7 protein-coding genes are annotated in these 8427 nt (G+C 76.2%); all 7 read right to left on the reverse strand.

Annotated elements, in window-relative coordinates:
• Positions 1–17 precede the first annotated feature (17 nt).
• Complete coding sequence (locus AA75_RS05830; RefSeq protein WP_033818685.1) at positions 18–1178, reverse strand: LLM class flavin-dependent oxidoreductase; 1161 nt, start codon at positions 1176–1178, stop codon at positions 18–20.
• Between the two features lie 3 nt (positions 1179–1181).
• Entirely contained in the window at positions 1182–2402 is a 1221-nt protein-coding gene (locus AA75_RS05835; RefSeq protein WP_051811902.1) for an acyl-CoA dehydrogenase family protein, read from the reverse strand.
• 184 nt (positions 2403–2586) lie between these two features.
• Positions 2587–3597 carry an ABC transporter ATP-binding protein gene (locus tag AA75_RS05840; RefSeq protein ID WP_082526286.1) on the reverse strand — a complete coding sequence of 337 codons (1011 nt, stop codon included), beginning with the start codon at positions 3595–3597 and terminating at the stop codon, positions 2587–2589.
• On the reverse strand, positions 3594–4676 hold the full coding sequence (locus tag AA75_RS05845; protein WP_082526287.1) for an ABC transporter ATP-binding protein: 1083 nt from the start codon (positions 4674–4676) through the stop codon (positions 3594–3596). The genes AA75_RS05840 and AA75_RS05845 overlap by 4 nt, the downstream gene beginning before the upstream one ends.
• A complete protein-coding gene (locus AA75_RS05850; protein ID WP_051811904.1) occupies positions 4657–5535 on the reverse strand; it encodes an ABC transporter permease in 879 nt (292 codons plus the stop codon). The genes AA75_RS05845 and AA75_RS05850 overlap by 20 nt, the downstream gene beginning before the upstream one ends.
• A 5-nt stretch (positions 5536–5540) precedes the next feature.
• On the reverse strand, positions 5541–6584 hold the full coding sequence (locus AA75_RS05855) for an ABC transporter permease (protein ID WP_051811903.1): 1044 nt from the start codon (positions 6582–6584) through the stop codon (positions 5541–5543).
• The gene (locus AA75_RS05860) at positions 6581–8131 is read right to left on the reverse strand and encodes an ABC transporter substrate-binding protein (RefSeq protein WP_033818686.1); all 1551 of its coding nucleotides are present in this window, start codon (positions 8129–8131) and stop codon (positions 6581–6583) included. Before AA75_RS05860 ends, AA75_RS05855 begins: the two co-directional genes overlap by 4 nt.
• Between the last annotated feature and the right edge of the window lie 296 nt (positions 8132–8427).

The following is an 8427-nucleotide window of genomic DNA, read 5'->3' on the forward strand; positions in this document are numbered from 1 at the left end:
CGGTGCGGGGGTGGTGGTCACCGGGCCGCGCCCACGGCCTCGGCGCGCGCGGCAGCCTCCGCACGGGCGGCCTCGGCGCGGGCGGCGGCCGCGTCGCGGTGGGCGAGTTCCTGGCGGACCAGCGGGAGCAGTTCGCGTCCGTAGTCGGTGGCGTCGTCCAGCGGGTCGTAGCCGCGGATCAGCAGGGTGGTGGCGCCGATGTCGACGTAGTCGAGCAGGGCCCGGGCGACGGTCTCCGGGGTGCCGACCAGGGCGGTGGAGTTGCCGGCCGCGCCGGTGGCGGCGGCGGGGGCGGTCCACAGCGCGCGGTCGTGCCGGTCGGCCTTGGCGGCGGCGGCCAGCAGCCGCTGGGAGCCGACGTTCTGCGGTACCGCGTCCGGGCCGACCGGCAGCACCTGGCGGCGGCCCCCGAAGGCGTCGGCGCGGCTGCGGATGGTGTCCAGGATGCGGTGCGCCCGCTCCCAGGCCTCGTCCTCGGTGCGGCCGAGGATCGGACGGAACGAGACGCTGGTGCCGGGCAGGGTGGTGCGGCCGGCCGCTTCGGCGGCGGCCCGCACCGAGGCGATCTGCTGGGCCGTCTCGGCCAGCGGCTCGCCCCACAGGGCGAAGGTGTCGGCGTGCTTGCCGCCGACCCGGTAGGCCGCCTCGGAGGAGCCGCCGAAGAACACCGGGATCTTCCCGACCGGCCGGACCTCGGAGTGGAAGTCGGCGAAGCGGTAGTACGGGCCGTCGTGGTCGAACGGCGCGTCGGCCGTCCAGGCCTTGGTGAGCACGGTCAGGTAGTCGTCGGAGCGGGCGTAGCGCTCGTCCTTGGCGAGGTAGTCGCCGTCGCGGCGCTGTTCGGCGTCGTGGCCGCCGGTGATGATGTGGACGGCGACCCGGCCGCCGGAGAACTGGTCGAGGGTGGCCAGGGTGCGGGCCGCGAGGGTGGGGGCGATGAAGCCGGGGCGGTGGGCGATCAGCAGGCCGAGCCGCTCGGTGTGGGCGGCGGCGTACGCGGCGACCTGGAGCGGGTCGGGGCTGGCGGAGGAGTGCGCGACCAGGATCCGGTCGAACCCGGCCTCCTCGTGGGCCTGGGCGAAGCGGCGGGTGTAGTCGCGGTCGACGACCGGTCCGGAGGCGGGGCGGGTCTCCGACACGTCGTGGGTGGAGATCATTCCGATGAATTCGACGGACATGGTTCAGTGGCCTTTCGTGGCAAGGGGGTTGGGCGCGCCGCGGTGCAGGGCAGCGCGGCCGAGGGCGAGCAGGACGGTGTCGTCCTGCGGGGTGTGCACCCGGCTGCACAGCACGTCCCTGAGGTGGCGCTGGAGCGGGTGGTGGTGGGTGAGGCCGTGGTTGCCGACCAGGGCGACGGCCTGCTGGACGGCGTCGATGGCGGCCCGGGTGCCGAGCAGCTTGGCGCCGGGCGCCTCCTCGGCGGCGCCGGGCCGGCCGGCGTCGACGGCCTCGGCCAGGGCGGTGACCAGGCGTTCGGCGCCGCCGAGCGCGATGTCGATCCCGCCGACGGCACTCTGGAACCGGGGCAGGGTGGCCAGCGGCGCGCCGAGCGCGCTCGGGGTGCGCTCGTGCAGGAAGCCGGTCAGCCACTGCTGGGCGGCGCGGGCCACCCCCAGGTACAGGGCGGTCAGGCCGAGTGAGTTCCAGGCGCCGCCGACCTGGTCCCGGCCGCCGGCCGGGTCGGGCGTGGCGAGGTGGGTGACGTGGTCGAGCGGGACGCGTACGGCGTCCAGCAGGACGTCGTCGCTGCGGCTGGCCCGCAGCCCCAGGTGGTCCCAGGTCGGCTCGACGGTGATCCCGGGGCGGTCGGACCGTACCAGGAACGACCCGACCCGCGGGCGCGGTTCGTCGGTGCGGGCCCAGACCAGCATCCAGCGCAGTGCGACGGCCCCGGTGGAGAAGATCTTACGGCCGGTCAGCTCCCAGTGGTCGCCGCGGTGGCGGGCGACGGTGGCGGGCAGGCCGCCGCGGACCGGCGTGCCGAGTTCGGGCTCCACCCGCAGAGCGTTGACCAGCACCGGGCGTTCGGCCGCCTCGGTGAGCAGTTCGGCGAGCGGGCCGGCCGGCCAGTGCGGGGCCCGGGCCTGGGCGGCGTGGGTGAACAGGGTCATCGCGGTGACCAGGGCGACGGCCGGGTCCCCGGCGCCCAGGGCGCGCAGGATCCGGACGGTGTCGGCGAGCCCGGCCCCGGGCCCGCCGTGGCGGGGGTGCACGGTCGCGGTCAACAGGCCCGCGGCGTGGACGAGTCGGATGCCCTCGTGCGGGAAGCTCGCCGCCCGGTCGTGCTCGGCGGCGCGGGCGGCCAGGGCGGCGGTGAGGTCCGGCAGCCGGGCCGGGTCGGGCGGGGCCAGGCCGGGCGGTGCGGGGGCCGGATCGGCCGGGGCCGGCGGGGCGTGGGTCATGCGGCGATCTCTCCAGTGCTTGCGGGGACGGTCCGAGGTGCACACGCGTACAGCTGAGCTGATTGCCGGAGGAGCATCTTCCTCCTCAGCTGGCGCCCCGTCATCAGGTGTGTCAGGGGCGGATCAGGAAACGCGCCGGGATGACGGCCGCGCCGGGGCGGTCGGATGCCCGGCGGCCTGCCGGTCAGCGGGACAGGTGCTCGCGCCAGGCGGGCGCGTGGTGGCAGGCGGCGGTGCGGTCGGCGCCGCGCGGTTGCGGCTGCGGGAGTTCCCGGCAGTCGGCGTCCGCGAAGGGGCAGCGGTGCGCGAAGACGCAGGCGGCGTCCGCGGGGGCGGCCGGGGACGGGGTGCGCAACAGGGCGAGCCCGGCCCGGCGGGTGCGGTCGAGCCCGGGCGCGGAGGCGGCGAGCAGGGCGCTGTACGGGTGCAGCGGGCGCGTCAGGACGGCTTCGGCGGGCCCCTGTTCGACCAGCCGGCCGCGGTAGAGGACGGCGATCCGGTCGGCGACGCCGGCCAGCGAGTCGAGGTCGTGCGAGATGACCACGACGGCGAGGCCCAGTTCGTGGCGCAGCCGGTCGAGCAGGCGCAGCACGTGGTTGCGGTTGGAGGCGTCGAGGGCGCTGACGGGTTCGTCGGCGAGCAGCAGCCGGGGGCGGGTGACGATGGCCCGGGCGAGCGCGACCCGCTGGCGCTGGCCGCCGGAGAGGCGTCCGGGGGTGCGGTCGAGGAGTGCCCGGTCCAGTCCGGTCAGGTCGAGCGCGGTGAGCACCCGCTCCGCCCGGACGTCGGCCGGGATCCCGGCCACCGCCAGCGGTTCGCCGATGAGGTGACGGACCGCCAGGTCGGGGTCGAGCGAGCGCAGCGGGTCCTGGAACATGTACTGGACGGCGCCGGCCCGTCGGGCCTCGCGCAGGGCGCGGCCGCGCAGGGCGGTGCGGTCCGTGCCGTCGACGGTGATCCGGCCCGTGGTCACCGGGGCGAGGCCGACCACGGCGCGGGCCAGGGTGGTCTTGCCGGAGCCGGTCTCGCCGATCACGCCGAGGATCTCCCCGGCCCGCGCGTCGAGGTCGATCCCGTCCAGCACCCGGGCGCCGGTGCCGTACGAGACGCCCAGTCCGCGGATCCGCAGCAGTGGCTCCTCGGTGGGGCGCCCGGTGGCGGGCGGGGCGGCCGGCCGGTCCGTGGTGAGCGTCATGCGGGTACCTCCGTTCGGTCGAGGGGGCGGTCGGCGGGGCGGTCGGCAGCCCGGTCGGCGTCGCGGTCGGCGGCTCCGTGCAGGGCGAGTTCGGCGGCGCGCAGGCAGCGCACCAGGCGGCCGTCCCCGGCGGGGGTGAGCGGCACGGGTCCGGCGGTGCAGGCGTCGGTGGCGTAGCCGCAGCGGTCGGCGAACCGGCAGCCGGGTCCGGTGGTGCCGGGCTCGGGCGGGCGGCCGGGGATGACGGCGAGCCCGCGGCGGCGGTCGCCGGTGGCGGCGACCCGCAGCAGTGCCTCGGTGTAGGGATGCGCGGGGGCGGTGACCACCTCGGCGGTCGGGCCGTCCTCGACGACCTGGCCGGCGTAGAGGACCACGATCCGGTCGCAGACCTCGGCGACCACGGCCAGGTCGTGGGTGACCAGCAGCAGGGCGAGGCCGCGTTCGGTGCGCAGCCGGTCGAGCAGGTCGAGGACCTCGGCCTGGACGACGGTGTCCAGCGCGGTGGTGGCCTCGTCGGCGACCAGGAGTTCGGGGTCGCCGGAGACCGCGACGGCGATCAGGACCCGCTGCAGCATGCCGCCGGACAGTTCGTGCGGGTACCGGTCGTGGACCGCCCCGGGGTCGCGCAGGCCGACCGCGGCGAACAGGTCGACGGCGCGCCGGCGGGCCTCCGCCCGGGAGATCCCCAGCCGCAGCCGCAGCGGCTCGCCGAGCTGGCGGCCGACGGTGAGCGCGGGGTTGAGGTAGGACCCGGGGTCCTGGAAGACGGCGCCCAGGCGGCTGCCCCGGACCTGCTGCCACTGGCGGCCGGTGAGCGCGGTGAGGTCGGTGGAGCCGAGGTCGATGCGCCCGGCCGAGACCCGTACCCCGGGTGCGGGCAGGCCCAGCACCGAGCGGCAGGTGAGGGTCTTGCCGCTGCCGGACTCGCCGACCAGGCCGAGGGCCTCGCCGCGGCGGACGGTGAACGACACGTCGCGGACGGCCTCGGTGCGGCCGTGGCCGACGGTGACGTGCAGGCCGTCGACGGTCAGGACGGGCCGGTCGGCCGGCGCGGGGTGGTCAGACGGCGGCGAGGCCATCGCGGTGCTCCTTCCGTACGGCGGTGTCGGCGGGTCCGGCGCCCCGGACCGCGTCGGCGGGTTCGGCGTCGCGGACGGCGTCGGCGAGCAGGTTGAGCGCCCCGACGGTGAGCATGATCAGGGCGGCCGGCAGGGCCGGCGCCCAGGGCTGCTGGGCGAGGAACCCGAGGTCGCCGGCGAGCATCCCGCCCCAGGTCGGGGCGGGCGGCTGGACCCCGATGCCGAGGAAGGTCAGCGAGGAGACCGCGAGCAGGCTGGTGGCCAGCGCGTGGGCGGTGGTGACGGCCACCGTGGGCAGCACCTTGCGCCAGATGTGGACCCGCAGGATCCAGCTGCGGGAGGCGCCCATCAGCTCGGCCGCCTCGACGTACTGGGCCCGGTCGAGGCCGAGCGCGGCGGCCCGGGTGACCCGGAAGAACAGCGGGGCGAGCAGCACGCCGAGCGCCAGCATGGCCTGGTGCAGGCCGTTGCCGAGCACCCCGACGGCGGCGATGGCGAACAGCGTGAAGGGCAGTGTCATCAGCGCGTCGACCGCGCGCAGCGAGATCCAGGACAGCGCCGCGCCGAACCGGACCGACGCCAGCCCGGGCACCACCCCGAGCAGCATCGCCGCGGCGACCGCCTCGGCGGCGGTCAGCACCGACAGTCCGGTGCCGGCCAGCAGCCGGCTGAGCACGTCCCGGCCGAGGTAGTCGGTGCCCAGCAGGTGGGCGCCGCTCGGGCCTTGGAGGATCCGGGCGGTGTCCTGGGCGAGCGGGTCGAGCGGGGCCAGCAGGCCGCCGGTCAGGGCCAGTACGGCGACCACCGCGAGGACGGCCAGGGCGGTGCGGGCGATCGGCGCCCGGGCGGTGGTGCGCAGCACGCTCACCGGTCCGCCTCCTGTCCGGCCCGGGCCGGACGGCCGCGCCGGGCCGCCGGGTTGAGGGCGTACAGCCCGGCGTCCACGGCCAGGTTGGCGATCAGCACCACGGCGACGGTGACCAGCAGGGTGCCCTGGATGACCGGGACGTCGTGCTGTTCGGCGGCGCGCAGCGACAGTTGGGCGATGCCGGGCAGGTTGAAGATCCGTTCTGTGACCACCGCGCCGCCGATCAGCATCGGCACGCTCATCCCGAGCACGGTGACGGCGGGGCCGGCCGCGTTGCGCAGGACGTGGCCGAGCAGGACCCGGCGCCGGGACAGGCCCCGCATCACGGCGCCGGTGGCGTAGTTCTCGCGCAGCGCGCCCACCAGGGAGCTGCGCAGCTGGCGGGCGATCCCGGCGGCGGCGTCCAGGCTGAGCGCGAGAGCGGGCAGGAAGGCGAACCGCAGCCACTGGGCGGGGTTCCGGCCGAAGGGCACGTACCCGCCGGAGGGCAGCAGCCGCAGCTGGACGGCGACCAGGGTGATCAGTCCGATGGCGATCACGAAGGCGGGCAGGGTGCCGAGCACGGTGCAGACGGCGGTGACCGCGCGGTCGACCCGGCCGCCGTGGCCGAGCGCGGCGGCCGTGCCGGCGGCCCCGCCGAGCGCGACGGCCAGCACCAGCGCGAGGCCCGCGATGGAGAGGTCGACGGGCAGGGCGGCGGAGATCGAGTCGGCCACCGGGACGGTGGTGAACCAGGACCGGCCGAGGTCGCCGCCGAGCGCGTGGACCAGCCAGCTGCCGTACTGCGCGGGCAGCGGGCGGTCGAGGCCGAACTCGTGGTCGAGGCGGGCGATGTCGGCGGGGGTGGCGGTCTCGCCGAGGGCGGCGGCCGCCGGGTTGGCGTCGGAGACGGCGCCGAGGGCGAAGGTGAGCAGCGAGGAGAGCAGGAACACGGTGGCGGTGCCGGCCAGGATCCGGCCGGCCGTCCGGGGCGCCCGGGCGGCGCGCCGGGCGAGCGGGCCCGCCCGCAGCGGCCGGCCGGGCGCGAGGACGGCGCTCACGACACGCTCACCCCCTCGAAGCGCTGCACCACGGTGGAGGCGGGCAGTTGGGAGACCGAGCGGCGGCGGGCGAGCAGCCTGGGCACGCTGTAGAGGAAGACGTTGGGCATGGTGCGCACGGCCAGCGCGGTGGCGGCCTGCAGCACCTTCGGGTAGTCGGGCGAGTCGAGCGGGGTGCGGGAGACCTTCTCGACGGCGTCCTTGAGCTCGGGCGGGGTGGTCCGGCCGGGGTTCATCAGACCCTGGTCGCCGAACAGCACCTGGAACGCCTGGGCGGCGGAGTCCCGGCCGGCGAACTGGTCGGTGAACAGTGCCTTGGAGTGCTGGACGTAGACGATCTGGGTGGCCTGGGCGGCCGGGACCACCTCGATGGTGGCGCGGATGCCGACCTGCTTGAGCTGGGCCTGGAGCTGTTCGGGCAGGCCCTGGGCGGCCGTGGTGGTGATCGCCAGGTCGACGCCGTCGGGGTGGCCGGCCTTGGCGAGCAGCGCGCGGGCCTTGTCCGGGTCGTAGCGGTACAGGTCGTCCGAGCCGGGATCGTGGCCGACGTAACCCTTGGGGAAGGGCTGGTGGTTGACCTCGCCGAAGCCGAACAGCTGGGTCTTCAGCAGGGCTTCGCGGTCGATCGCGTACTTCAGTGCCTCGACCACGTCGGGGTTGTCGAAGGGGGCCTTGGTGGTGTTGACGTCGAGCACCGCGACCACCAGCGAGGGGATCACCTGGACCTCCAGACCGGCCGCCTTGGCGGCGGCGACCTGGCTGCCGGGGATCTGCGCGACGTCGAACTGACCGGACTGCAGGCCGGCCACCACCGTGGTGGCGTCGGGCAGCGGGTACAGCTCGAAGTTCTCCAGCTTGATCGAGGCGGCGTCCCAGTAGCCGGGGTTGCGGCGCAGCACGGCCTTGGTGTTGAGGGTGTACGAGGTCAGGGTGAAGGGTCCGGCGCCGGCCGGTGCGGTGGCGAGGGCGGCGGCGTCGGCCTCGAAGGCCTTCGGGTTGACGATCATTCCGGTCTTGCCGGCCAGCAGGTTGGGCAGCTGGTAGTCCGGCTGGGTGAGGTGCAGGACGACGGTGCCGGGGTCGGTGGCGGTGACCTCCGCGACGTGCACCAGCTGCGGGGCGACCAGCGACTTGGGGTCGGTGCGGCCGCGGTCCAGGCTCTTCTTGACGGCGGCGGCGTCCAGCGGGGTGCCGTCCCCGAAGGTCAGGCCGGGGCGCAGCCGGAAGGTGACGGAGGCGCCGTCGGGGGCGTAGGTCCAGTCGGTGGCCAGCGCGGGGACGGCCGCGCCGTGCTCGTCGAGCTTGGTCAGGCCGGCGTAGACCAGGGACAGCACATGGACGTCCCAGCCGGCCGAGGAGAACACCGGGTCCCATGAAGTCGGCAGCGCCCAGCCCCACTTGAGGGTGCCGGAGCTGCCCGGCGCACCGGTCCCGGCGGTGTCGGCGCCGCCGCAGGCGGCGAGCAGGAGCGCGGCGCCCGCCCCGAGGCCGAGCCCGAGGAAGGAGCGTCTGGCGAGCTGCGGACGGCCGTCAGCGAGTGCGTTCATGTGTGTGGGTCACCTTTCGGGTGCACGCCTGGCCCACCCGGGGACGGCTGGTCCGTGGGCGGCGCGGGGCGCGGCGTCGGCGTGCACCGACGGTTCAGGGCGTGGGAGGGGGCGGGCGGCCGGGCTCGGATCCGAGGGGAGAGCGAGGCCGCACCGGGCAGGGCGGTGCGGTGGCTGCCGCGGCAGGGGCGGCGGTGTCGGGACCCGTCAGGCGGCGGTCATGGCCGCGGTCGGAGCGGTCCTGCGGTCGGGGCAGGGCTCGGACGGCGACGGACCGGTCGGTACGGGGGCCGGGC

Origin of the sequence: Kitasatospora sp. MBT63 (assembly GCF_000710465.2) — a bacterium.
GTDB lineage: Bacteria > Actinomycetota > Actinomycetes > Streptomycetales > Streptomycetaceae > Kitasatospora.